This window comes from Caldimonas brevitalea, assembly GCF_001017435.1.
GTDB classification, from domain to species: domain Bacteria; phylum Pseudomonadota; class Gammaproteobacteria; order Burkholderiales; family Burkholderiaceae_C; genus Caldimonas; species Caldimonas brevitalea.
Genome location: NZ_CP011371.1, coordinates 5,289,769 through 5,314,084 on the forward strand (window position 1 = coordinate 5,289,769; position 24,316 = coordinate 5,314,084).

General features: G+C 68.5%; 26 protein-coding genes. 5 read left to right on the forward strand and 21 right to left on the reverse strand.

Going from position 1 to position 24,316, the window contains the following annotated elements; translation table 11 throughout:
- Positions 1-11: 11 nt before the first annotated feature.
- The 10 genes from rpoE to AAW51_RS22310 all read right to left on the reverse strand — a co-directional run bounded on the left by rpoE (position 12) and on the right by AAW51_RS22310 (position 7,865).
- Positions 12-617, reverse strand: coding sequence for an RNA polymerase sigma factor RpoE (rpoE, locus tag AAW51_RS22265; RefSeq protein WP_157360008.1), 606 nt, complete (start codon positions 615-617; stop codon positions 12-14).
- Positions 607-1,089: a hypothetical protein gene (locus AAW51_RS22270; RefSeq protein ID WP_047196357.1), complete on the reverse strand. Its 483-nt coding sequence runs from the start codon at positions 1,087-1,089 to the stop codon at positions 607-609. The genes rpoE and AAW51_RS22270 overlap by 11 nt, the downstream gene beginning before the upstream one ends.
- A 30-nt stretch (positions 1,090-1,119) precedes the next feature.
- Positions 1,120-2,364: a beta-ketoacyl-ACP synthase II gene (fabF, locus tag AAW51_RS22275; protein ID WP_047196358.1), complete on the reverse strand. Its 1,245-nt coding sequence runs from the start codon at positions 2,362-2,364 to the stop codon at positions 1,120-1,122.
- 40 nt (positions 2,365-2,404) lie between these two features.
- Complete coding sequence (gene acpP, locus AAW51_RS22280; RefSeq protein ID WP_047196359.1) at positions 2,405-2,644, reverse strand: acyl carrier protein; 240 nt, start codon at positions 2,642-2,644, stop codon at positions 2,405-2,407.
- 136 nt (positions 2,645-2,780) lie between these two features.
- Positions 2,781-3,530 (reverse strand): 3-oxoacyl-ACP reductase FabG, encoded by a 750-nt coding sequence (gene fabG, locus AAW51_RS22285; protein WP_047196360.1) that lies wholly within the window; start codon positions 3,528-3,530, stop codon positions 2,781-2,783.
- The gene (gene fabD, locus AAW51_RS22290) at positions 3,527-4,465 is read right to left on the reverse strand and encodes an ACP S-malonyltransferase (protein ID WP_047196361.1); all 939 of its coding nucleotides are present in this window, start codon (positions 4,463-4,465) and stop codon (positions 3,527-3,529) included. The genes fabG and fabD overlap by 4 nt, the downstream gene beginning before the upstream one ends.
- 67 nt (positions 4,466-4,532) lie before the next feature.
- The gene (locus AAW51_RS22295) at positions 4,533-5,522 is read right to left on the reverse strand and encodes a beta-ketoacyl-ACP synthase III (protein WP_047196362.1); all 990 of its coding nucleotides are present in this window, start codon (positions 5,520-5,522) and stop codon (positions 4,533-4,535) included.
- Positions 5,519-6,619 (reverse strand): phosphate acyltransferase PlsX, encoded by a 1,101-nt coding sequence (gene plsX / locus AAW51_RS22300; RefSeq protein ID WP_047196363.1) that lies wholly within the window; start codon positions 6,617-6,619, stop codon positions 5,519-5,521. Before plsX ends, AAW51_RS22295 begins: the two co-directional genes overlap by 4 nt.
- Positions 6,620-6,958: 339 nt before the next feature.
- On the reverse strand, positions 6,959-7,141 hold the full coding sequence (rpmF, locus tag AAW51_RS22305) for a 50S ribosomal protein L32 (RefSeq protein WP_047196364.1): 183 nt from the start codon (positions 7,139-7,141) through the stop codon (positions 6,959-6,961).
- A gap of 109 nt (positions 7,142-7,250) precedes the next feature.
- Positions 7,251-7,865, reverse strand: coding sequence for a YceD family protein (locus tag AAW51_RS22310; RefSeq protein ID WP_053013850.1), 615 nt, complete (start codon positions 7,863-7,865; stop codon positions 7,251-7,253).
- Positions 7,866-7,876: 11 nt separating this feature from the next.
- Between AAW51_RS22310 and AAW51_RS22315 the strand changes: the two genes are divergently transcribed.
- Both AAW51_RS22315 and AAW51_RS22320 read left to right on the forward strand, forming a co-directional pair.
- Positions 7,877-8,515, forward strand: coding sequence for a Maf family nucleotide pyrophosphatase (locus tag AAW51_RS22315; protein WP_047196365.1), 639 nt, complete (start codon positions 7,877-7,879; stop codon positions 8,513-8,515).
- Complete coding sequence (locus AAW51_RS22320; protein WP_047196366.1) at positions 8,512-9,294, forward strand: SAM-dependent methyltransferase; 783 nt, start codon at positions 8,512-8,514, stop codon at positions 9,292-9,294. The genes AAW51_RS22315 and AAW51_RS22320 overlap by 4 nt, the downstream gene beginning before the upstream one ends.
- Positions 9,295-9,391: 97 nt before the next feature.
- Here AAW51_RS22320 and AAW51_RS22325 read toward each other — a convergent pair whose 3' ends face one another.
- The 9 genes from AAW51_RS22325 to AAW51_RS22365 form a co-directional block, all read right to left on the reverse strand.
- A complete protein-coding gene (locus AAW51_RS22325) occupies positions 9,392-10,843 on the reverse strand; it encodes a DEAD/DEAH box helicase (protein WP_047196367.1) in 1,452 nt (483 codons plus the stop codon).
- A 71-nt stretch (positions 10,844-10,914) separates the two neighbouring features.
- Positions 10,915-12,789, reverse strand: a complete 1,875-nt coding sequence (locus tag AAW51_RS22330; protein ID WP_047196368.1) for a polysaccharide biosynthesis protein — start codon at positions 12,787-12,789, stop codon at positions 10,915-10,917.
- A gap of 15 nt (positions 12,790-12,804) precedes the next feature.
- Positions 12,805-13,401 (reverse strand): sugar transferase, encoded by a 597-nt coding sequence (locus tag AAW51_RS22335; RefSeq protein WP_047196369.1) that lies wholly within the window; start codon positions 13,399-13,401, stop codon positions 12,805-12,807.
- Between the two features lie 10 nt (positions 13,402-13,411).
- Positions 13,412-14,587: a DegT/DnrJ/EryC1/StrS family aminotransferase gene (locus AAW51_RS22340; protein WP_047196370.1), complete on the reverse strand. Its 1,176-nt coding sequence runs from the start codon at positions 14,585-14,587 to the stop codon at positions 13,412-13,414.
- Positions 14,584-15,327, reverse strand: coding sequence for a class I SAM-dependent methyltransferase (locus AAW51_RS22345; protein ID WP_047198185.1), 744 nt, complete (start codon positions 15,325-15,327; stop codon positions 14,584-14,586). The genes AAW51_RS22340 and AAW51_RS22345 overlap by 4 nt, the downstream gene beginning before the upstream one ends.
- Before the next feature lie 23 nt (positions 15,328-15,350).
- Positions 15,351-16,370 carry a glycosyltransferase family 2 protein gene (locus AAW51_RS22350; protein WP_047196371.1) on the reverse strand — a complete coding sequence of 340 codons (1,020 nt, stop codon included), beginning with the start codon at positions 16,368-16,370 and terminating at the stop codon, positions 15,351-15,353.
- 43 nt (positions 16,371-16,413) lie between these two features.
- Positions 16,414-17,484 (reverse strand): glycosyltransferase family 4 protein, encoded by a 1,071-nt coding sequence (locus tag AAW51_RS22355; RefSeq protein ID WP_047196372.1) that lies wholly within the window; start codon positions 17,482-17,484, stop codon positions 16,414-16,416.
- Positions 17,481-18,017: an acyltransferase gene (locus tag AAW51_RS22360; RefSeq protein WP_238947672.1), complete on the reverse strand. Its 537-nt coding sequence runs from the start codon at positions 18,015-18,017 to the stop codon at positions 17,481-17,483. The genes AAW51_RS22355 and AAW51_RS22360 overlap by 4 nt, the downstream gene beginning before the upstream one ends.
- Before the next feature lie 104 nt (positions 18,018-18,121).
- Complete coding sequence (locus AAW51_RS22365; protein ID WP_053013851.1) at positions 18,122-19,414, reverse strand: lipopolysaccharide biosynthesis protein; 1,293 nt, start codon at positions 19,412-19,414, stop codon at positions 18,122-18,124.
- Between the two features lie 130 nt (positions 19,415-19,544).
- On the opposite strand from AAW51_RS22365, the gene lysS reads away from it, so the two are divergent.
- Both lysS and AAW51_RS22375 read left to right on the forward strand, forming a co-directional pair.
- Positions 19,545-21,068, forward strand: coding sequence for a lysine--tRNA ligase (gene lysS / locus AAW51_RS22370; RefSeq protein ID WP_047196374.1), 1,524 nt, complete (start codon positions 19,545-19,547; stop codon positions 21,066-21,068).
- Between the two features lie 44 nt (positions 21,069-21,112).
- Positions 21,113-21,670 (forward strand): pyridoxamine 5'-phosphate oxidase family protein, encoded by a 558-nt coding sequence (locus AAW51_RS22375; protein ID WP_047196375.1) that lies wholly within the window; start codon positions 21,113-21,115, stop codon positions 21,668-21,670.
- 9 nt (positions 21,671-21,679) lie between these two features.
- On the opposite strand, the gene AAW51_RS22380 is transcribed toward AAW51_RS22375, so the two are convergent.
- Entirely contained in the window at positions 21,680-22,468 is a 789-nt protein-coding gene (locus AAW51_RS22380) for an enoyl-CoA hydratase (RefSeq protein ID WP_047196376.1), read from the reverse strand.
- 171 nt (positions 22,469-22,639) lie between these two features.
- Between AAW51_RS22380 and AAW51_RS28510 the strand changes: the two genes are divergently transcribed.
- Entirely contained in the window at positions 22,640-23,140 is a 501-nt protein-coding gene (locus tag AAW51_RS28510; RefSeq protein WP_053013852.1) for a hypothetical protein, read from the forward strand.
- Here AAW51_RS28510 and AAW51_RS22390 read toward each other — a convergent pair.
- Complete coding sequence (locus AAW51_RS22390; protein WP_169788072.1) at positions 23,109-24,287, reverse strand: DUF3108 domain-containing protein; 1,179 nt, start codon at positions 24,285-24,287, stop codon at positions 23,109-23,111. The two genes, AAW51_RS28510 and AAW51_RS22390, sit on opposite strands and share 32 nt — an antisense overlap.
- Positions 24,288-24,316: the final 29 nt, after the last annotated feature.

The window sequence follows — 24,316 nt, forward strand, 5'->3', positions numbered from 1 at the left end:
TGCACTCCTACTCACCAACGCTTGCCGTCCGGCGTGTCCAGCAGGGGCCGCAGGCGTTCGGCAATCGCCTCGCGTGCCCGGAAAATACGTGAACGCACCGTCCCGATCGGGCAATTCATCACGTCGGCGATCTCGTCATAGCTCAAGCCTTCGATCTCGCGCAGCGTGATGGCCTGGCGTAAATCCTCGGACAGGGCCTCGATCGCGGCATTCACCGTGGCGGCGATCTCCTTGGAGGAAAGCACGGCCTCGGGCGTTTCACCATCGCTTAGTTCGTTCTCCACCCGGGAAGTTTCGTCGTCGTCGTCGACCGACGACAAGGCGCTCTCGGTGACCAGCGGGTCGCGCTTGAGTTCGACCAGGGCTTTCTTCGCGGTGTTGACCGCGATCCGGTACAGCCAGGTGTAGAAGGCGCTTTCGCCGCGGAACTGCGGCAGCGCCCGGTAGGCCCGGATGAAGGTTTCCTGCGCGATGTCCTGGATCAGGTCGGCATCCCGCACCATGCGGGCGATCAGCCGCTCGATCTTGCGCTGGTACTTGATCACCAGCAACTCGAAAGCCTTCTGGTCGCCGCGCTTGACGCGTTCTATCAAGAGGGCATCGGCGTCAGCGCTCATGCAGTGCGGGGTTCGTTGCGGCAGAAGAAGACGCCGCGGGAGTGGGCGAATATAACGCACAGCGCAGTGCGTGCCAGGACAACGGGAGGCCGCGCGCTTGCACCGGCAGGTAGAGCCGGCCGCGCCACCCCCCCTGCTCGGGACACAGCCGCAACCACAACCAGGGCCCCAGGTCGGCCAGCACCTCGACACGCCCGGCGTATTCGACCGATGCGGCGCGCCCCAGCAACTGCCAGCGCCACTGCTGGCCGTCCCACTGCAATCGGCAAGGCGGGCGGCGCCATTGCCGGGCGGCCAACACGAAGGTGAGCACCGAGACCAGCCCGAATGCGGCGCCGAGGACCGGCCGTTCGCGCAGGGCCGGCCACCAGCCGGCCAGGCTCGCGGCCGAAACCGCGAGCAGCACGGCGACCGCGGCTTGCCACTGTCCGTAGTGCCGGACTGTCACCTGCAAGGCTGGCGCCGTGGACATGCGGCGGCGGCAGCAGCGGGAAAGTAGGCGTCAGACCCGCTTGAACACGAGCGAGCCGTTGGTACCGCCGAAGCCGAAGTTGTTTTTCAGCGCGATGTCCATCTTCATTTCGCGCGCCGTGTTGGCACAGTAGTCCAGGTCGCACTCCGGATCCTGGTTGAAGATGTTGATGGTGGGCGGCGCAATCTGGTGGTGCAAGGCCAGCACGGTGAACGCCGACTCGATACCGCCGGCGCCGCCGAGCAAATGCCCGGTCATCGACTTGGTCGAGCTGATGACGAGCTTCTTGGCCTCGTCGCCGAACGCGAGCTTGATCGCATTGGTTTCGTTGGCGTCGCCAAGCGGCGTGGAGGTGCCGTGTGCGTTGAGGTATTGCACCTGGTCGGGGTTGATGCCGGCGTCGCGCAGCGCGTTCACCATCGAGCGGCGCGGCCCCTCGACATTGGGCGCCGTCATGTGGAAGGCGTCGCCGCTCATGCCGAAGCCGACCAGTTCGGCGTAAATCTTGGCACCCCGCTTCTTGGCATGCTCGTACTCTTCCAGCACCAGCACGCCGGCGCCCTCGCCGAGCACAAAGCCGTCGCGGTCCTTGTCCCAGGGACGGGACGCGGTTTTCGGATCGTCGTTGCGCGTGGACAGCGCGCGGGCGGCGGCAAAACCGCCGACGCCCAGCGGCGAGACGGTGGACTCTGCGCCGCCGGCGATCATCACGTCAGCGTCGCCGCGTTCGATCAGACGCCCGGCCGCACCAATGCTGTGCAGGCCGGTCGTGCACGCGGTGACGATCGACAGGTTGGGCCCCTGAAAGCCGTACTTGATCGACACATGCCCGGAGATCATGTTGATGATCGAGGCCGGCACGAAAAACGGCGAGATGCGCCGCGGGCCGCGCGCCGTCATCTCGGCATGGGTCTCCTCGATCATCGGCAGGCCGCCGATGCCGGAGCCGACCAGACAGCCGATGCGCTCGGCCAGTTCTGCGCTCAACGCGTCGCCGGTGGGAAGCCCGCTGTCTTGCACCGCCTGAATGGAAGCCGCCAATCCGTAGTGGATGAAGGTGTCCATGTGGCGGGCTTCCTTGCCCGGGATGTAGTCCTCGATGTTGAAGCCCTTGACTTCACCTGCGAAACGGCAGGCCAGGTTGCTGGCATCGAACTTGGTGATGTGGTCGATGCCGGGCTTGCCAGCGAGAAGATTGGACCAGGACTCGGCCACCGTGTTCCCCACGGGGGTCACGAGGCCCAGACCGGTCACGACGACACGGCGACGGCTCATGCGCGGAATACTCTGTTCAGTCGGGAACCCGGCAGGCCGATCAGGCCTTCTGGTGCTTCAGGGCGTAGTCGATGGCCAGTTGGACGGTGGTGATTTTTTCTGCCTCTTCGTCCGGAATCTCGATGCCGAATTCGTCTTCGAGTGCCATCACCAGTTCGACGGTGTCGAGGGAGTCAGCGCCGAGGTCGGCGACAAACGCCTTCTCGTTGGTGACCTCGCTTTCGGCCACGCCGAGTTGTTCGGCAATGATCTTTTTGACGCGTGCTTCGATATCGCTCATGACTCCTCCAGGAGGGTTTTCAAAAAACAGCCCGTGATTCTACGGCGAAGGGGGTGACAGCTTTTCGGTCCCCGCTTTGCCGCCGCTCCGGACGGGCTCCAGCCGGTGGGACGCCGCCGCATGCGGCGCCGCTCGCTCAGTTCATGTACATGCCGCCGTTCACGTGCAGCTCGGCCCCGGTGATATAGCCCGCCTGTGGCGATGCCAGGAAGGCGACCGCGTGGGCGATGTCCTCGGCGCGCCCCAGCCGGCCGAGCGGAATCTGGCTCATCAAGGCCTCGGTTTGCTGGTCGGACAGCGCCTTGGTCATGTCGGTTTCGATGAAACCTGGCGCAATGCAGTTCACGGTGATGCCACGGCTGCCCAGCTCACGCGCCAAGGCGCGCGTCATGCCCGCGACGCCGGCCTTCGCTGCAGCGTAATTGGCCTGCCCGGCATTGCCGCTCGCACCCACCACCGAGGTGATGTTCACGATGCGGCCATAACGTTGTTTCATCATCGGGCGGATCACTGCCCGGCTGAGCCGGAACACCGCCTTCAAATTGGTATCGAGCACCGCGTCCCAGTCTTCGTCCTTCATCCGCATCGACAACGTGTCGCGCGTGATGCCGGCGTTGTTGACCAGCACGTGCAGCCCGCCGAACTCTTTGATGATGCGCTCGACGGTGGTTTCGACGCCGGCAGCATCGTTGACGTTCAGGCACACGCCGCGGCAGCCTTCAAAGCCGCCCAGCGCTTCACTGATGGACGCGGCGCCGGCCTCGCTGGTCGCGGTGCCCACCACCTTCATGCCCTTGCCCGCGAGTTCGAGCGCGATCGCACGCCCGATGCCCCGGGTGGCGCCGGTGACCAGCGCAACCTGCGTTGCAGCTTGGATTTCGTTCATTGCAGCAGCCCCTTCACCTCGGCCAGCGACGCCGGATCGTAGATCGCGCCCGTGACCAGCTCGGCATCGATGCGCTTGACCATGCCCGACAGCACCTTCCCCGGGCCACATTCCACCACATGCGTGACGCCGCGGGCCTTGAGCGCCTGGATCGACTCGACCCAGCGCACCGGCCCGAACGCCTGGCGATAGAGCGCGTCGCGAATCGCGGCGGCCTCGGTCTCGACCTTCACGTCGACATTGTTCAGCACCTCGATACGGGCGGCGGCGAACGGCGTCGCGGACAGTTGGTCGCGCAGCCGCTCGGCGGCAGGCTTCATCAGGCTGGAATGGAACGGCGCCGACACCGGCAGGGCCAGCGCGCGCTTGGCGCCCTTGGCCTTCAACACGTCACACGCCAGCTCGACCGCGGCCTTGGTGCCGGCGATGACGGTCTGTTTCGGGTCGTTGAAGTTCACCGCTTCGACCGCTTCGCCGCTGCGCGCAGAGGCTTCGGCACAGCCTTCGCGCACCACTGCGGCGTCGAGCCCGAGGATCGCGGCCATGCCGCCGCTGCCCACCGGCACCGCCTCTTGCATCGCCTGGGCACGGAAGCGCACCAGCGGCAACGCGTCGGACAGGGTCAGCACACCGGCCGCGACCAGCGCGCTGTACTCGCCGAGCGAATGGCCGGCGACCACCGACGGCGTGCGCCCGGTCTCTGCCAACCAGGCGCGGTAGCAGGCCACGCCCGCGGTCAGCATCACCGGCTGGGTGTTGGTGGTCAGGTCGAGGGCTTCCTTCGGCCCTTGGGCGATCAAACGGCCGACGTCCTCGCCCAAGGCATCGGAGGCCTCTTGCAGGGTCTCGCGAACGGCGGCGTGGTCGCCCCAGACGTCGAGCATGCCGACGGATTGCGAGCCCTGGCCGGGAAACACGAAGGCGAACTGACTCATCTCGGTGCTAGCGTGTGTGTGGAGGAAACGCAGTGGCGTAGAACGGGCGGGTGCCGCCGTGGCGGACTCAGAGGTCGAGCAGCACCGCGCCCCAGGTGAAGCCACCGCCGACGCCCTCGAGCATCACGGTGTCTCCTGGACGAATGCGCCCGCCGCGCACTGCGTGGTCGAGCGCCAGCGGGATCGAAGCGGCGGACGTGTTGCCGTGCTCGTCGACGGTCACGACCAGCTTGTCCAGTGGCAGCTTCAGTTTCTTGGCCGTGCCCTGCATGATGCGGATGTTGGCCTGGTGCGGGATCAGCCAATCGATGTCGGCTTCGGTACGCCCCGCCTTCTCGAGCACCGAGCGGGCGACGCTTTCGAGCACGCCCACGGCCAGCTTGAACACCGCCTGGCCGTCCATCTTGAGCAGCGGATCGCCCAGCACCTGGCCACCGGCGACGGTGCCCGGCGTGCAAAGAATGCCGACATGGCGGCCGTCCGCATGCAGCTCGCTGGCCAACAGCCCCGGGCGGTCGCTGGCCTCGAGCACCACTGCGCCGGCGCCGTCGCCGAACAGCACGCAAGTGGTGCGGTCGTTGAAGTCGAGGATGCGCGAGAACACCTCGGCGCCGATCACCAGCGCCTTACGCGCGGCACCGGCCTTGATCATCGAGTCGGCCACCGTCAGGGCATAGACGAAGCCGGAGCACACCGCCTGCACATCGAAGGCCGCGCAGCCGTGCACGCCCAGCTTCTGCTGCACCAAGCAGGCGGTGGAGGGGAAGATCATGTCCGGTGTGGACGTGGCGACGATGATCAGATCGATCTGGTCTGCCGTCACCCCCGCCGCTTCCAGCGCGTGACGCGCCGCATGCGTGGCGAGATCGCTGGAGGCGACGTCCGGTGCCGCGAAGTGGCGGGCCCGGATGCCGGTGCGCTCCACGATCCACTGGTCGGAGGTTTCAATGCCCCGTTGCGCCAGCTCGGCCGCGAAGTCCGCGTTGCTGACACGCCGGGGTGGCAGATAGCTGCCGGTCCCGGTGATCCGGGAATGAATGGATGAAGAAACGGTCATGCAGTCGTTACGACCTGCACCTGGTTGTCCGACCCGGCCGCAGTCGGCAGGGCCTGGAGCGTCTCCAGGATTCGGTCATGCACCCGGTCGAGCAACCGGTTCCGGGCCGCATCATACGCTCGATTCAGGGCCTGCTCGAACGCGAAGGCGTCGGCCGAGCCGTGACTTTTGAACACCAGCCCGCGCAGCCCGAGCAGCGCGGCGCCGTTGTAACGGCGGTGATCTACGCGCTTTTTGAACTGGTTCAGCACCGGAAGCGCGACGATGGCGGCAAGTTTGGTGGCGAAGTTGCGCGTGAATTCCTGCTTGATGAAGCTGGAGAGCATGCCGGCCAACCCCTCGGACGCCTTCAACACGATGTTGCCGACGAAACCGTCGCAGACGACGATGTCGGTCGTGCCCTTGAAGATGTCGTTGCCCTCGACATTGCCGAAGAAATTCACGTGCCCCGCCTCGGCGACCGAGCGCAGCAACTCGCCGGCCCGCTTGATCGTTTCGCTGCCCTTGATCGCTTCTTCGCCGATGTTGAGCAGGCCGACGGTGGGGTTGTCCTTGCCCTGCACGGCCGCCACCAGCGCGCTGCCCATCACGGCGAACTGCAACAGGTGCTCCGGGCCGCAATCGACGTTGGCGCCCAGATCGAGCACCGTCGTGTAGCCGTCTTTCTGGTTCGGCATCACCGTGGCGATGGCCGGGCGGTCGATGCCTTCGAGCGTTTTCAGCAGGTAGCGCGACACCGCCATCAAGGCGCCGGTGTTGCCCGCCGAGACGCAGGCGTCGGCAGGTGCAAGGCCGTCGTCGGCCGGCTTCACCTGGCTGATCGCGACCCGCATCGACGAGTCCTTCTTGCGCCGCAGGGCCACCTCGACCGGATCGTCCATCTCGACCACCTCGGTGGCCGCGACGATGGTGCAGCGCGGCCACGCCGCCGCCGATTGCAACGCCTCGGCACGGCCGACCAGGATCAACTCGGCTTGGGGGTGTGCCTGCAGGAAGGCCTGACAGGCGGGCAAGGTGACGGACGGACCGAAGTCGCCGCCCATACAGTCCACGGCCACCCGTACCGGACGTGCAGCATTGTCAGCAGAGATACTCATCGCCAGTACCGGAGGACGCGAAGGACGCCGGGAACACCAGGAATGGGCACGGGCAGGCGCAGGCGCACAGCCGACGGCCGCCCTGACATGCAGCACCCGAGCGCACAAATGCCGCCGCCACGGCAGACAGCCGAGCGGACTCACGCAAACAACGGCAACGGGAGACGATAGATCGCGACACGGGTTAAAACACCCTCATGCGCACGGCGCGATGACGCACCCCGGCGCGGACGGATTCGCTCCCTGAGGCATGCCCGGCAGATTCACGGGCGTGCAACGACCGACTCGCTTGCCGAGCCGGCGTGCCGTGCAACGGCAGCGCCGCGCCCGCCAGCAAGCTCAGGCGTCGGCCTTGGTCTTGAGGACCTTGCGCCCACGGTAGAAACCGGTGGGGCTGATGTGATGACGCAAATGGGTTTCGCCGGTGGTCGGCTCAATCGCGGTCCCCGGGGTCGACAGGTGCTGGTGGGCACGATGCATCCCGCGCTTCGACGGCGATTTCTTGTTCTGTTGAACGGCCATGGCTCGCTCCTTGGGAAAACCCGAGATTCTAACACTTCTCGCCCGGCCGACGCCAGCACCCCGAATGAGCAGGAGTTCCGCATCGCGGGAGTGTCAACGCCGAGGCAGATCAGGACGACGACGTCGGCTTCTTCAGCTGGGCCAGCACCGCAAACGGGTTGGGCCGCTCGGGCTCACCCGGCACATCGGCCTCGCCCACCTCGGCGCCTGCCAGTTGGGCCGGCGGCGCGCAGGCATCGTGCCGGGGCACGAGCGGCAACGCCAGGATCAACTCGTCTTCGACCAGTTCCTGCAGGTTGAGGCTGCGCGACAGGGCCAGCACGTCTTCCTCGCTGTCCGCGTCGATCTGCGCCGCCGTCGCCTCGTCGGCCACGAACCTGAAATCGCGTTCGACCTCCAGCGCGGTTTCCACCGGCTGCAGGCACCGCTGGCATTCGAGCCCGAGCACCGTGCTGGCGCTCACGTGCATCCACAACTCCGCCGCCGCGCCGCGCTTCTCGACCTGCCATCCGCGTGCCGCCCATTGCACCGGCTGATCGCCCGCCTGCGCGTCGGCATGCGCCTCCTGGGCCAAGCGGGGCAGCGCGGCGAGCGGCCATTCCCCCCGCACCGCCACCTGGGCCTGGATGAACTCGCGGACGTCCAGGCGCTGCGGATTGAACTCTTTTGCCTTCATCTGGCGAGTGTAGCGCCGCGCTTGCAGCGCTTTGCCGGTGAAGGACAATCGACGCCATCATGCTCGACACGCCCCCCTCCTCCGCTGTGCCCCACCCCCTGCCCCGCCCGCTGATCCTCGGCTCGACCTCGCGCTACCGTCGCGAACTGCTGCAGCGGTTGCGCCTGCCCTTCGAGGTGCTGTCACCCCAGGTCGACGAAACGCCCGCCGCCGGCGAGGCGCCGGCCGACCTGGCCGTGCGGCTCGCGCTCGCGAAGGCACGGGCGGTGGCGGCGCAATCGCCCGACGCCGTCGTGATCGGTTCGGACCAGGTGGCCGACCTGGCCGGCGAGCCGATCGGCAAGCCGGGCGATCATGCCCGGGCCGTCACGCAGTTGCGCCGCATGAGCGGGCGCGCGGTGGTGTTCCAGACCGCCGTGGCCGTGGTGTGCCGCGCCATCGGCTTCGAGCAGGTGCAGCGCGTGCCGGTGACGGTGCGTTTTCGCACGCTGGACGACGCCGAGATCGAACACTACCTGCGAGCCGAGCAGCCGTATGACTGTGCCGGCAGCGCCAAGTCGGAAGGGCTGGGCATTGCGTTGTTGAGCGCCATTGAGTCCGACGACCCGACCGCCCTGATCGGCCTGCCGCTCATTAAGACCTGCGAGTTGCTGCGCGCCGCTGGCGTGCCGCTGCTCGGCGCTGGGGCCGGGTCTTGAGCGCGTCGCCCGGGCGCTTGTATCTGGTGCCCACGCCCCTCGACTTCGGCACCCTGGGCGCCGGCGCGACGCCGCCGCCGCTGACGCAGGTGCTGCCGCAGCAGGTGCTCGACGTGGCCGCCGGGCTGACCCACTGGGTGGTGGAGAACGCCAAGACGACGCGTGCCTTCCTGAAGCGCGTGCACGCGGTGGTGCCGCTGGCGCGGCCGCTGCAGGAAATGGTCATCGCGGAACTGCCCCGCCCCCCCAAGGGCAGTGCCAGAACGCCGCCGCCGGACGGCCAGCTCGACCTGCTGTTGCAACCGGCCGCGGCCGGCCACGACATCGGGCTGGTTTCGGAGGCCGGCATGCCGGCTGTAGCGGACCCGGGCGCCGACGTGGTGCGGCGGGCCCACGAACTGGGGCTGCAGGTGGTGCCGCTGGTGGGGCCTTCGGCGCTGCTGCTGGCGCTCGCGGCCAGCGGCATGAATGGCCAGAGCTTCGCCTTCGTCGGCTATCTGCCGGTGGACGACGGCGCACGCGCCAGCCGCATCCGCGAACTGGAAGCCCTGGCCCGGCGCAGTGGCCAGACCCAGATGATGATCGAGACGCCCTATCGCAACCCGGCCCTGCTGGCGGCGCTGCTCGCACATCTGCAGCCGACGACACGCTTGTCGGTCGCCTGCGGTCTCACGTTAAACGGGGGGTGGAACCGCTCGTTCGCCGTCTCGCGCTGGAAACAGCATCCGCAAGCCCTGCCAGCCGACGTGCCGGCAGTGTTCGCGATCCACGGCGGGTGACGGCGCACCGCCGGGTGGTCGCCGCGGCGGGCACAAGACTGCCGCCGGGACGCGAGCCCGCTGCTCGAGGCACCCGCCTGCCGCACCGAAGGTGCGATCAGCTCTTCTTGCCGCCGCCCAGCAGCGCCGCCACCTTGCGCTTCGGCTTGATATAGGGCGACGCCACCCGCGAGAGGGCGGGCGGCGTGCCGACCGGCTGTTTCTCCCAGCCCGGGTCGGCGCTGGGGTCCGCTTCGTAGGGCTTGCTGAAGAACGGGTCGCTGGGTGTCGTCGAGCCCATCGCATAGCCGCCGTAGCCGCGTGGATGGCGCGGGGCACTCGGCTGCGAGGACGACTCCTCGTCGTCCTCCCGGCGGCGCGGCGGCCGGCGCAGACGTTCTTCTTCGAGTTCGAGGGGCTCGATCTCGATCTTCTTCTTGATCAGCTTCTCGATGTCGGCCACCAGCCGCTGGTCGCCGCGCGAGACGAAGGACACCGCGAGACCCGACGCGCCGGCCCGGCCGGTCCGGCCGATGCGGTGCACATAGTCTTCGGCGTTGAAGGGGATGTCGAAGTTGAACACCGCCGGCAGGTCGGCGATGTCGAGCCCACGGGCCGCCACGTCGGTGGCCACCAGCAGTTCGACCTCGTTGCGCTTGAAGGCCTCGAGGGCCTTGAGCCGCTCGTCCTGCGACTTGTCGCCGTGCAGCGCCGCCGTCTTCAGGCCGTCGCGCTCGAGCGAACGCGCCAGGCGGGCGGCACCCAGCTTGGAATTGACGAACACGATGGCTTGCGACAACGTGCGCTCGCGCAGCAGATGCCGCACCGCGCGTCGCTTGTCGTCGTCTTCGACGGCGTAGAAACGCTGCTCCACCGTCGTCGCGGTCGCATTGGGCCGCGCCACTTCCACCAGCACCGGCTCCTGCAGATAGCTCTGCGCCAGCTTCTTGATTTCGGGCGAGAAGGTGGCCGAGAACAACAGCGTCTGGCGCTGCGTCGGCAGGTAGCTCAGGATGCGCTGCAGATCAGGCAAAAAGCCGATGTCGAGCATACGATCGGCCTCGTCGAGCACGACGTATTCGACCTGGCTCAGCGTGCAGTTCTTGGCCTGGATGTGGTCGAGCAAACGGCCCGGCGTCGCGATCAGCACTTCGACCCCGCGGCGCAACTCGGCCGTTTGAGGGTTCATGTCGATGCCGCCGAACACCACTGCCACGCGCAGCTGGGTGTGGCGTGCATACGCCTTGACGTTGGCGGCCACCTGGTCGGCCAGCTCGCGCGTGGGCGCCAGCACCAGCGCCCGCACCGGGTGACGCGCCGGGGAGGCGCTGCCGTTTTCGTGCTTCAGCATCTTCTGCAGCAACGGCAGCGAGAACGCGGCCGTCTTGCCGGTGCCCGTCTGGGCCGCGCCCATCACGTCCCGACCTGCCAGCACGATGGGAATCGCCTTGGCCTGGATCGGCGTCATCGAGGTGTAACCCTGGTCGGCGATGGCCTGCTGCAGCTTGGCGTCGAGAGGGAGGGAGGAAAACTGGCCGCCTGCGATGGGGCCCTCAGAAGCTTCGGTCATAAGTAGCACATTATCGTCCAGGCTGCCGGAACCGCCTCCTGTGCTGTACTAAAGCCCCGTTTCGGCGCCGTTCAGCGCCCAGTGGCACGGCGGTATTCGGGCACGCAGTCGGCCAGCCAGCGCTTCACCGCTTCGTCCCCCTGCGTGGCGTCCAGGGCGGACAGCACCTCGGGCGTGCGCCGCAACCATTCGGCCTCGTGGTCCTGGTGCAAGCGGGCGACGCGCAACCGGGCGATCGGGGTCGGGAGTGTGGTGTCGCTGTCCGCCAACAGCTCCTCATACAGCTTTTCACCCGGGCGTAAACCGGTGAACACGATCGAGATGTCGGCCAGGCTGTGGCCGGACAGGCGGATCATGTCGCGCGCCAGTTCGGCGATCCGCACCGGCTCGCCCATGTCGAGCACGAACACCTGGCCGGTCTCCCCCATCGCACCGGCCTGGATCACCAGGCGTGCGGCCTCGGGGATGGTCATGAAATAGCGGGTGATGTCGGGGTGGGTCACCGTGACCGGGCCGCCACGGGCGATCTGCTCCTTGAACTTGGGGATCACGCTGCCGCTGGAGCCGAGCACATTGCCGAAGCGCACCGCCATGAACCGGGTGGCGTGCCCTTGCGTCGCCAGGTGGGAGATGACCATCTCGGCCGCCCGCTTGGTGGCGCCCATCACATTGGTCGGGTTGACGGCCTTGTCGGTCGAGATCAGCACGAAACGTTCGGCGCCGGCCTCGGCCGCGGCGCTCGCCGCCAGGTAGGTGCCCAGCGTGTTGTTCTGCAGCGCCGCCCAGCTGTTGTCTTCTTCCATCAGCGGCACATGCTTGTAGGCCGCGGCATGAAACACCACCTGCGGTTTCCAGCGTCCGAAGCTGTGGCGCAAATGGGCGGCGTTCTTGACGTCGCCCACCAGCCGCACCAGCGCCACATGCGGGAATTGCTCGCTGAGCTCCTGTTCGATGCGGTACAGCGCGTATTCGCTGAGTTCGTACAGCACCAGCCGGCTCGGGCCGTAGCGCGCGACCTGGCGGCACAGCTCCGAGCCGATGCTGCCGCCGGCACCGGTGATCAGCACCGTCTTGCCGTTCAGGCACTCCGAGATGCCGGCCTCGTCGAGCCGCACCGGCTCGCGTCCCAGCAGGTCTTCCGGCTCGATTTCGCGCACCCGGCCGACCTGCGACCCCTCGCGCAGCTCCTGCGCGGACGGCACGGTCAGTACCGGCAGGCCGGTCTGCGCGGCGGCTTCGATGACCCGGCGGCGCTCGGCCGGCGGCAGCGACGGCATCGCGACGATCAAATGTGTGACGGCCCGGCGCTCGACATGGCGCGCCAGCTCGGCCAGCGGGCCGAGCACCGGCACCCCGCCCAGGCGCGCGTGCTGCTTGGCCGGGTCGTCGTCGAGCAGGCCGACAATCACATAACCCTGGTGCTGCACGCCGGCCAGCAGCAAGCGCGCCGCCTCGCCGGCGCCCAGCACCAGCGCCCGCCGGGTCTCGACGCCGTTGCCGGCGTGGCGGGCCCGCAGGTGCTCGTACAGCATCCGGTAGGCGACGCGCGCCCCGCACAGTCCCATCAGGCTCACCACCGGGTGCAGCGCGAGCACGGCGCGCGGCACCTCGGTGAGTTGCGCCATCAACACGATCACGGCGCCCAGCAGCCCGGCGATGGCACAGGCCAGCGTCAGGCGCTTGACCTCCCCGAAACCCGAAAACCGCCACAAGCCACGCGGCACGCCGGCGGCCCAGAACACCGTCAGGTAGAGCCCCACCAGACCCAGCAGCACCCAGGGGTCGTAGTCGGGGCGGGCACTCAGCCAGCGGTCGAAACCGAGCCGGAACAGATAGGTGACGTTCCAGGCCAGCGCGATCACGACACCGTCGATCAGCAGCGACAGCGGCCGGCGGTGCGCCCGGGCGCGGGTCAGGAAGGCGTCGAGGGTGTGCCAGAAGAACATGCAGAAGAAGAGGGTTCAGCGGGTGACGATCACGAACAGCGTGCGCGCCAGCAGCCGCAGGTCGGTCCAGAAGCCTGCCTGCTCGACATACTGCTGCGCATACCGCAGCTTGGCCGGCAGCACCTCTTCGACATAGGTGCGCTCGGGGTCGCTCGACGCCGCCAGCAGCTCGCTTTCGCGCCGGTATTCGATCGACGCCAGGTCGGTGATGCCGGGGCGCACCGACAGCACCTGCTCGCGCACGGCCGGTGGATAGTAGGCCAGGTAGCGCGGCACCTCCGGGCGTGGGCCGACCAAACTCATGTGCCCAAGTAGCACGTCGATCAGCTGCGGCAGTTCGTCGAGCTTGCTGCTGCGCAGCAGCGCGCCGACGCGGGTGATGCGCGGGTCGGCGCCAACCGTGATCTGGCGGCCCGCGTCGGCCGGCCGGTGCTGCATGGTGCGGAATTTGTGGATGCGAAACGGCTGGCCGTAACGCCCCACCCGCTGCTGGCGAAAGAACACCGGCCCGGGCGAGTCGAGCTTGACCGCCAGCGCGATCAGCGCCATCACGGGCGCCAGCAGCACCAGCCCGAGGCCGGCCGCCGCCAGGTCGAACAATCGCTTGCCCATGGCCGCCGGTTCACCCCAGGATGCGGCGCAGCGCGTCGATCACCCGCTCGACGTCGGCGTCGCACATGCGGGTGTAGAGCGGCAGGCTGATGATGGTCTCGTAGGCCCGCTGGCTGTGCGGGAACTGCGCCGGGCTGAGCTGGTAGCGATCACGCCAATAGGGGTGCAAATGCAGCGGGATGTAGTGCACGCTGCAGCCGATGCCGGCCTCGAACAAGCGCTCGATCACCGCATCGCGGCCGACGCTCGCGGCCTCGGTCAGCCGCACCGCATACAAGTGCCACGCGTGCAGGTCGCCGGCCGGCGCATCGGGCGGCGTCTGCAGCGGCAAGGCGGCGAGCGCCTCGTTGTAGCGTGCCGCGATCTCGGCGCGGCGGCGCTGGAAGCCGTCGACCCGGCGCAGCTGGTGCAGGCCCAGCGCGGCCGCGATGTCGGTCAGGTTGTACTTGAAGCCGGGCGCGACGATCTCGTAGTACCAGCTCGGCACCTTGGCAGTGAAGCGGTCGAACGCGTCCCGGTTCATGCCATGCAGCCGCATCACACGGGCGCGTTCGGCCAGGGCCGCATCGCGCGTCACCAGCATGCCGCCCTCGCCGGTGGTCATGGTCTTGTTGGCATAGAAGCTGAACACCGTCGCGTCCGAGCCCAGCGTGCCGACCAACTGCCCCTGCACGGTGGTCGGCAGCGCATGCGCCGCGTCTTCGACCACCTTTAGGCCATGGCGGCGGGCGATGTCGAGCAGCGCCGGCATGTCGGCCGCCAGCCCGGCGTAATGGACCGGCAGCAGCGCCTTGGTGCGCGGCGTGATGGCGGCCTCGACGGCGCGCGGGTCGATGTTGAGCGTGGCCGGGTCGATGTCGACCAGCACCACGTCGGCGCCGAGGTAGCGCGCCACCTCGGCGGTCGCCGTGAAGGTGTAGGTGGTGGTGATGACCTCGTCGCCCGGGCCGATGCCCAGCGCTTCGAGCGCCAGGTGCAAGCCGGCCGTGGCCGAGTTGACCGCGATCGCGTGCAGCTCGCCGGGCGCTCCGCCGAGGTACTCGGCGAAAGCGGCTTCGAAACGTTTGGCCTTCGGGCCGGTGGTGATCCAGCCGGAACGCAGGGTCTCCACGACTTCGGCGATCTCCTCCTCGCCGATTTCCGGCAGCGCGAAGGGCAGGAAAGGCAAGCGGCTGTCTTGCGTCATGGCGATGGGCTCTTTTCGATCCACGCCAGCACATGGGTGCGCAGCGGGACGAGGGTGTTGAACAGGGAATACAGCGACGGATGGACCCGCACCACGGCGCGTGCCACCGGCGGCGCCAGCGTCAGCCGCCGCACCGACAGCCGGCCTTGCGGAAACAGCTGGCGCAGGCGGCGCAGCGGCACACCCCGCACATCCGGATTGCGGGGGTTGTCGTAGATGAAGTCGTACCACAGCACGCCACCGCCGGGGCGCACCCACGACCACATCAAATCGGCCAAACGCTGCTGGAAGGTGTCGTCGAGCAGCGAGGAAAACACCGTCGACTGGTAGACCACGTCCTGGCTACCGGGCTCGATCTGTGCGGCCAGCGCGAGGGCGTCGGCGCAGTGCACCGCGAGCGTGGCCGGCAACACCCGCCGCGCCTGCTCGGCGCGCTCCTCGAGCAGTTCGATGCCTTGCAGGTGTTCAGGCGCACAGCCCAGGCGCAGCAGTTCGAGCAGATTGCCACCGGTGCCGCAGCCGACCTCCAGCATGCGGCGCGACGCCAGGTCCCACCACCCGAGGCGGGCAAACAAGGCGGCGATCGCACGCTGGCGTTCTTGTGCCGCGAGCAATGCGGACGGGTTCAGCAGGCTGTAGCGCGGATCGACCGGCGGGCGGCGCGCGTAACGCTCACGCACCGCCTGCGTTTCATCGGGCGCACCGCTTTGCGTCACGCGGGGGTGGGGGTCGGCTGACATCACCACGGTGTTCCCTTGCGCCGCTAGCGCGTCAGGCGCGAGAAGCGCGGCCGACCGGTGGTCGCGCCGCGCAGCACGTCGCACCAACCCCAGACCGAGCCGATGCCGTAGCCGAAGTGATAGGCGGCGATGACCGCCGGCAGCCGCCACAGCAAGTCAAGGCCGGTGTGCCGGGCGATCAGCACCGACGCGAGCAGCACAGCGACGGCGTACGCACCCGCGAGCGCGCCCGCCAGGCCCGGCCAGACCCCACACATCGCGAGCAGCAGGCTCACGCCCAGGACGAGCACATACAGCCCGGGCAGCAGCTGACGCAGCGATGCCGCCTGGCCGTGCTTTTTCATCACGAAGGGTTTCCAGTAGCCGTACTGCAGGTACTGGCGGAACAGCGCGCCGAGGTGGGCCCGCGGCCGGTAGGTCGAGCGGATCGCCGGCGACTGCCAGATGCGGCCACCGCCCTTGACGATGCGCAGGTTGTGCTCGTCGTCCTGGTTGCGCACCAGCGTCTCGTCGAAGCCACCGAAGCGCTCGAAGCTGCGGCGCGGCCAGCAGCCAAGGTAGACGGTGTCGACCTCGCCGTCGTAGTCGAGCTGGCGCGAACGAGCGCCGCCCGCCAACCAACGCGACTGGAAGGCGGCGGCCACGGCCCGCTGCATCGGGGTGACACCTTCGGCGTGCCACGGACCGCCGACGTTGTCGGCCCCGGTGGTAGCCAAGGTCTGCAGGCACTGGCCGATGTAGTCGTCGGCATAGGTGGTGTGCACGTCCATCCGCACGATCACCTCGCCGCTCGCCTTGGCCAGCGCACGGTTGAGGCCGGTCGAGACGATGCCGCCCGGGTTGTCGATCACCACCAGGCGCGCATCGCGGGACGCCAGTTCGGCCAGCAGCTCGCGGGTGCCGTCGTCGCTGCGGCCGTCGGTGATCACCACCTCGAGGCCCCAGTCGGCCGGCAAGCGCTGTGCGGCCACGGAAGCACAGAAGGCCTCGATGTGGTGGCGCTCGTTACGGCAGGGCACGATCACCGAGACGCGCCGGCTCATGAGGAATGCTCCGTGCGGCGTACCGCGCGCGGCCGTGCGACGTTCACAAGTAGGCCTTTCCGAGCAGTTCGCGATAGAGCCGGTCCATCCGGTCCATCTGATGCCGGCGCGATGCGTGAGGCTCGACCTTGCGGCGGTTGGCCTCGCCCATCCGGCCGGCCAGCAGCGGATCGCCCAGCAAGCGGGCGAGCGCGTCGGCCAATCGCTGCGGATTGCGCGGCGGCAGCAGTTCGCCGCCCGTGCCGTCGACCCACTGGCGATTGGCGGGCAGGTCGGACACCAGCACCGGCAAGCCGGCGGCCATCGATTCGAGCAAGGCCACCGAGGTCGCGTCGCTGCTCGGCACCGAGACGCTCACGTGGGCCTGGTTCACCAGCTCGGCCATGCGATCTTCGTCGACGCGCCCGTGGAAGCGCACCACCGAGCCGAGCTGCAAGGCCTCGGCCTGGGCCCGCAGACGCGACTCCAGCGCACCGCCGCCGAGCAGGTGCAGCTCGAGGGCCTCGTCGGGTGCCCGCGCGCGCAAGGCGGCGACCGCATCCAGGATCACGTCGATGTTGTAGTTGGGCTCCCAGGCGCGCAGGCTGACGATGCGAAACGGCCGCAGCGCCCGCGGCTGGGGGCGGAACTTGGCGGTGTCGGCACCCCAGAAGATCTGGTGCAGGGCGGCCTTCGGCCGGTAGTGGGCGATCTCGTCCAGCATGTCCTGGCTGTCGGCCGTGATCAGGTCGGCGCGGCGCAAGCTGAAGCGCGTGACGAGGCGCACCGCCCGGTTGTACACGGGCGACACCAGGATGTCCGAGCCCCACCCGGTCAGCACCCGCGGCGCCCCACCGCACGCGGCCGCCCACAAGCCGTAGGAGGTGACATAGTGGCCGTGCACGATGTCGGGCCGCAGCCGGGCCGCCAGCCGTCGCACGCGCGGCAAGGCGGCGAACCAGGCCCAGTTGCCGTCGGGCGTCGAGAGGGCATGCACGGTCGCGCCCGGGATCGGGTGGTGGCGGCGCGACACCACGCTGCAATGCCAGCCGCGTTCCACCATCGCGGTCACCCAGCGCTGGGTGTGCACGCTCTCGGCGTCGGCGAAAAACAGCAAATGCGGCCCGTGGCTCATGGTTCGCTCGACGGGGACGGGGCCCAGCCAGTGCCGCAGTAGTGGGGCGCGAGCTCGGGGTGGCGCGCGATCCAGGCCGCGTCGAGATCCCGCACGTCGCCGAGCACCCGGGCCGGCTGGCCGCCGATCACGGCGTGGTCGGGGAAGTCGCCGTCGACATAGCTGAAGGCGCGCACCAGCACACCGCGGCCCAGCCGGCTGCCGGGCATCACGACGCTGTGGGCGCCGATGAAGCAATAGGGGCCGATGTGGGTGGCCGCGCGCTGCACGCCGACCGGCTCGGGGTGGCCCCAGTACTGCCGCCCCATCAAACGCGTCGCGACATGCGACGAATGTGTCAGCACCGCGACGTGGTGCGTGATCTGCGTGCCCTCGCCGATCGTCAGCCCGCCCGAGGCGTCGATGAAGTTGAAGTGGCCGATGTAGACATGGTCCTCGATCTGCAGCCGCGCCTCGCCCTGCAACTCGCTCGTCGTGCTGACGCGGGTGTGCGGCAGCCACACGCCGTCGTGACGGCGCAGGCCGTACAACATGCGCGGGCGCACCAGGGTGCGCAGGCACCGGGACACGAGGGATTTGACGACGGACATCGGAAATGGACAAAAGGACCGCGCCGCAAGGCGGCGCGGCTCGCAGTCTACCGGGCCGCGGCCCGCAGGGGGGCGCTCAGGTCGGCCACCAGTTGCGCTGGCCGCGGGCGCAGCAGCTCGGCCCAACGCAGGCCGGCGTGGCGACGGAACAGCGCCAGCCCCCAGCCGATCGCGAGCAGGTACGACGCCGAAGTGGCCAGCGCACCGCCCACCGCACCGAGCCGCGGCACCAGCAGCGCGCAGACGACCACGTTGACCGCCAGCGACAGCGCCGCCACCGCGGCCGACAGCTGCGGGCGGCCCAGAAAGTTGGTGTAGTAAGCCGACAGCGTCGACGCGCTGGCATAGGCCCAGACGCCGGGCAACAACAAACACAGCAGCGGCACCGAGGCCACGTAGGCGGGGCCGAGCAGGTGCGGCAGCACCCACCAGGCCAGCGCGATCAGCACCGGCGAAACCAGCAGCAGGATGGCGAGGTTGAGGTGCATCACCCGCACCGTGAGGCCGGTGGCCGCCACGCGGTCCGGCGACCCGATGCGGGCATAGGCCGCGACACTGACCGACGACGAGACGAACCACAGCAGTTCGGCCGCGGTCACCGCCACCGAATAGACGCCCGCGACGCCGACCCCGGCATAACGTTCCACGATGAACAGGTCGACCCGGTAGTTGAGCCAACTCACCAGATTGGTCAGGCCGACCACGGTACAAAACCGCGCCTGCCCGCGCCACTGGGCCCAAGCAAAGCCGGCGGCACCGCTGTCACGCCAGGCCCAGATGGCGGCCAGCGCCCCGGTCAGTGCCCGAGCCGCCAGCCAGATGGCGAGCACTTCCATCAGCCCCGGGTCGCCGACCCAGGCCCACCAGCCGGCCAAGACCGCCAGCGTGAAGATCGGCGGCGCCAGCGCGATCGCGTTGATGGGGCCCATGCGGCCCTGCCCAAGGTAGAGACCGGACACCGTGGGTGACAGCAGCAGCAACGGCGCCGCGAGCGCCAGCAAGGGCAGGAAGCGATAGGCGGGCTCGTCGCCGACCGCCAGGCCCAGCCCTGCGAACACGCCCGCGCCCAGCACGCCGCCGAGCAGCGCCAGCGCCAGCGCGCCCGCCAGCCAGGCGCCACTGTCCTGACGGTGGTGCGACACCTGCCGCGCGATCACCAGACCCAGGCCTGAAAACAGTGCCGCGTAGACCGACTCGGTGGCCACCAGCAGCGAGAACACACCCTGCTCGTGCGGCCCCTGGCGCGCGACGATCACGACGATGACCAGGCCCAGCCCGATCGCAACCAGCTTGGCGGCGAAATGGCTCAAGGCACCGCGGGACAGCGAGGGACGGGACATCGGCAGCGAGGCGCAGGAGAAGAGGTGAAAGCGAGGCCCAGGGCCGGCGCGGGAGGCGGGGGTGGCCGATCATACGGCCGGCCCCGGCCCGCCCGGTAAAATCGTCCGCTTTTCCACGCCCGAGCCCGTCATGACCGACCGCGCGACGCCGCCCTCTTCCCCGGACGCAACTGCTTCCGACCCCAATCAGCTGATCGCCGAACGCCGCGAGAAGCTGTCCCAGATCCGCCAGCAAGGTGTCGCTTTCCCGAACGACTTCAAGCCCAGCCATGCGGCCGCGGCCTTGCACGCCGAATACGGCGAGCTGGCCAACGAAGCGCTGGAGCCACAGGGCATCCAGGTGCGCGTGGCCGGCCGCATGATGCTGAAGCGGCTGATGGGCAAGGCCAGCTTCTGCACGCTGCAGGACGCGAGCGGCCGCATCCAGCTGTTCATCACCAACGACGGTGTCGGCGATGCGGTGCACACCGCCTTCAAGCACTGGGACCTGGGCGACATCCTCGGCTGTGAGGGCACGCTGTTCAAGACGCGCACCGGCGAGCTGTCGGTGCGCGTGAGCGCGCTGCGCCTGCTGACCAAGAGCCTGCGGCCGCTGCCGGACAAGTTCCACGGCATGACCGACCAGGAGCAGAAGTACCGCCAGCGTTACGTCGACCTGATCACCGACGACGACGCGCGTCAGCGGTTCGTCGCGCGCAGCAAGGCGATTTCGTCGATCCGCAGCTTCATGATCGACAACGGCTTTCTCGAAGTCGAGACGCCGATGCTGCACCCCATCCCGGGCGGCGCCAACGCCAAGCCCTTCGTGACCCACCACAACGCGCTCGACCAGGAAATGTTCCTGCGCATCGCGCCCGAGCTGTACCTCAAGCGGCTGGTGGTGGGCGGCTTCGAGCGGGTGTTCGAGATCAACCGGAACTTCCGCAACGAAGGCATCTCGGTGCGTCACAACCCCGAGTTCACGATGATGGAGTTCTACGCGGCCTACTGGAACTACCACGACCTGATGGACTACACCGAGGCGGTGATCCGCCACGCGGCACGCCAGGCCGCGGGCACTGCGACGCTGAGCTACCAAGGCAAGCCGGTCGACCTGGAACGCCCGTTCGCGCGCCTGAGCATCCGCGACGCCATCGTGCGGCACGCCAGCTCGGTCAGCGCCGAACAGATCGACGACATCGAGCACTTGCGCGGCGTGTTGCGCAAGGCCGGGGCCGAGGCGCCGGCGCACTGGGGCCTGGCGCAAGTGCAGTTCGCGGTGTTCGAGGCGCTGGTCGAAGAGCAGCTGTGGGAGCCGACCTTCATCATCGACCACCCGGTCGAAGTGTCGCCGCTGGCCCGCGCCTCCGACACCAACCCCGAGGTGACCGAGCGCTTCGAGCTCTACATCACCGGCCGCGAGATCGCCAACGGCTTCAGCGAGCTGAACGACGCCGAAGACCAGGCCGCACGCTTCCACGCGCAGGTGGCGAACAAGAACGCCGGCGATGAAGAGGCGATGTTTTTCGACGCCGACTTCATCCGCGCGCTCGAATACGGCATGCCGCCGACCGGCGGTTGCGGCATCGGCATCGACCGGCTCATCATGCTGGTGACCGACTCGGCCAACATCCGCGACGTCATCCTGTTCCCGGCACTGCGCAAAGAGGCATGAGCCCAAGGGGCTCGCACCGCAGTGCGCAGCACGGAGGTTACTCAATGAGCGACGACACGCGGCTCGACTCGCTGGACCTGATCGAAAACGCGATCTGGGAGCAGCTGGTCGACGCGGCCCACCACAAGGGTCACGACTGGCGTACCCCGGTGCTGGCCACCGCGACGCCCGACGGCGTCAATGCGCGCACGGTGGTGCTGCGCGAGATCCGGCGCGGGCAGCGTGAGCTGCTTTTCTATACCGACTCGCGCGCGGCCAAGGTGCAGGAGATCGCGACGGCCCCTCACGGCATGCTGGTGATGTGGTCCCCGCAACTCAGCTGGCAGCTGCGCTGCCAGGTGGCGCTCGACGTGCAGTACAGCGGGCTCGACGTGCTGTCGCGCTGGGCCCAGGTGAAGCTGTCGCCGGCCGCGCAGGACTATTTGTCGGCGGTGGCCCCCGGTACGCCGGTCGACCTGGCCACGCCGCCGCAGCGTGCCAGCCGCGAGCATTTCGCGGTGGTCACCGCCGCCGTGACGTCGCTGGACTGGCTGGAGTTGCACCCGGAAGGCCACCGTCGGGCGCGTTTCGATGTCGATGGCGCCCGCTGGCTGCAGCCTTGAACCCGCACCTCAGCGCTGCCGGAACTCCGGCTTGCGCTTGTTGACGAAGGCGTCCATGCCTTCTTTCTGATCTTCGGTGCCGAACAGCGCGTGGAAGGCGCGCCGCTCGAACAACATGCCTTCGTTGAGCGGCGCTTCGAAGGCGCGATTGACACATTCCTTGGCTGCCATCAGGCTGGGCAGCGAGTAGCCGCAGATCGCGTCGGCCGCGGCGAACGCCTCTTCCAGCAGCTTGTCGGCCGGCACCACCCGCGACACCAGCCCGGCCCGCTCGGCCTCGGCCGCGTCCATCATGCGCGCCGTCAGCACCAGGTCCATCGCCTTCGCCTTGGAGATGGCGCGCGGCAGCCGCTGCGTGCCACCGGCCCCGGGGATGACGCCGAGTTTGATTTCGGGCTGGCCGAACCGTGCGCTGTCGGCCGCGATGATGAAGTCGCACATCATCGCCAGCTCACAGCCGCCCCCCAGCGCATAGCCGGCCACCGCCGCGATCACCGGCTTGCGCACGCGCTTGAGCGTCTCCCAGTTGCGCGTGATGTAGTCGGACTTGTAAACGTCCATGTAGGTCCAGGACGCCATCGCTGCGATGTCGGCGCCCGCCGCAAAGGCCTTTTCGCTACCGGTGATCACGATGCAACCAATCGTGTCGTCACGGTCGAGCCGATCCAGTGCCTGCCCCAACTCGTCCATCAATGTGTCGTTCAAGGCGTTGAGTTGCTTGGGCCGATTGAGGGTCAGCACGGCGGTTTTGAGAGCGGCGGTGCCGCGCACTTCGCTGAGGATCAATTGAGTGTCCACGGGGGTTCTCCTTTCGAGGCCGCACTATACGGCCGGCCTGCGGTTGCAAAGGACAACGCGACAAGACGCTTGGTTTGGAAACAACCCGTGAACATTGGCAATAGCACCAGGAGGGCGTAGGCGGTAAGCTCCCCGTCAGGACGACGGGACGTGCGACGGGGGAAACGAGCGATGGCAACCGTATACCGCAAGACCGACAAAGGTCATGCAGAGATCGCCACGCGCCAAAACCGTCTGGCGATGAAGCTGCGCACCGCGCTCATCATGGTTGATGGCAAACGCCAAGACGAAGAGTTGAGGCGCTTGATCCCCGGCGAAGCACAAGAGTGGCTCGAGATCCTGCTCGCCGAAGGCTACATCGAAGTCATCGCGGTGACCGGCGGCCGGTCCACCTCGCGCCCCGCCGGCGAGGAAGACTTGTCCATCTCCGCCTTCCGTCCTTCGTCGCCGCCCGGTGGCCGGCCGGTCGACATGTTGCGGCTACAGGCCGTACGTTTCATGAGCGAACAATTGGGGCCCTTGGGCGACAGCCTGTCCATGCGGATGGAAAAGGCCAGGACCTGGGAAGAACTCCAACCCTTGCTCACCACCGCCCACCGCATCATTGCCGACAACCGCGGCGGTGCCACCGCCGAGGCCTTCAAGGCGGCGTTTCTCGATTCCGGCGCATGACCGGCAAGGCCTGCTCCGGCAGCTTCGAGAGCATCAGGTCGATATAGGTCTCGGCGTCCTGCTGGATGCGGATGCGCACCGGCAAATACATCAAGCTGGGAGCGAACCAGATCTCGGCCGTCAGTTCGTCACGCGAGGCCACCTCGCGGCGCGGCACGAGGTGATAGGCCGGCAGGCTGCCGAACGGCGTCTCCAGCCGCTCTTCGCCCACCACGTCATAACGCCAGCGGTCCTGGCGGCGTGGCAACGCGAGCGGGAACTCGATGGCCTGCCCGGGGCGCAGCAGTTCGGGGTGGCGCAGCAGCCGCTGCGTCAGCTGCACGAACTGGCTCGCGGTGTCCTGCACGCCCGGCTGGGCCGGCACCTGCCGGCCGTTGTTCAGCGTCACCCACTCAGGCTCGAACACCACGCTGGCGCGGCGTTGCCGAAACGGCATCGACGTCACCTCGTCGTAACGTCGTGGCGCCAATCCGTCCGGCGTGATCGCGCCGTCGCTGCTCATGCGGCGGCTCATCAGCGGTGCGAAGCTGGGGCCGACGTAGACATCGACGTGCACCTGGTAGCGGTCGCCCTCCTTGATCCACTCCACTTGCGCGCTACCGCTCACCTCACCGCGGTAATAGCCCGACAGCGTGTAGCTCATGCGGGTCGACGGGGGCCACTCGAAAGCTTGCGGGGCGGTGCCCGTGCCTGCCGGCTCGCCGCCGGCCGCGTCGGACCCGGACGCCGTCGCGCTCGGTGCAGCGGCGGAGGCCGCCTCGGCAACGGCAGAAGCGGCGGGGTCGGCGACAGGCGCTGATGCGACGGCCTCCGGCGCGGAGGCCGTCGCTTCGACCGGCTGCAGGTCGGCCGGAAGCGCTGGTTCCGCAACCGATGCGGCCGCGTCGGGGGCCGACGCCGAAGCGGCGGGCATTTCCGGGGTCGGCACCGGCGTGGGGACACGGGCCGAACGCCGAGGGCGGGGCGCCGCGGCCGGGCGGCGAGCCGGCGCAGGTGCCGGCGGTGGCGGGGCCAGTTCGAGTTGCCGTGTGTACATCACCTGCAGCCGCTGCGGCATTGCCTCGCCCTCGGCCGTCGGCAGCCGGTCCGCCACCTCACCCGTCAGCCAAAAATGCGACAGCGCAACGAAGAGCACGAGCAGCAGCAAGGCCGCGCGCCGTCGCGGGCCGACCCACC